Annotated in this window: 1 protein-coding gene; it reads left to right on the plus strand. The window is 43.2% G+C overall.

Annotation, left to right across the window (positions count from 1 at the left end):
- Positions 1 to 241: cell division protein FtsQ/DivIB (locus R0K30_RS23320; RefSeq protein ID WP_410613386.1), on the plus strand; the 241-nt coding region annotated here is incomplete at both ends.

Raw genomic sequence — 241 nt, forward strand, 5'->3', positions numbered from 1 at the left:
GCCCCAAATACACCGATGAAAAAGCAATAACTACCGCGATAAAAAAAGCGGATTTAAGTAGCTTTTTTGAGTTAAACGTAAAGCATGTTCAGCATTTAGTGCAAGAACTACCTTGGGTCGCAACGGTATGGGTAAGAAAGCAATGGCCTGATACTATCCAAGTTTACGTGGTAGAGCATCAAGCGGTCGCTCACTGGAACAGTGATTTATTGATTAACCAAAGCGGCGATGCGTTTGAGGC

This window comes from Bacillus sp. SIMBA_154 (genome assembly GCF_046536015.1).
In the GTDB taxonomy this organism is placed as follows: domain Bacteria; phylum Bacillota; class Bacilli; order Bacillales; family Bacillaceae; genus Bacillus; species Bacillus pumilus_P.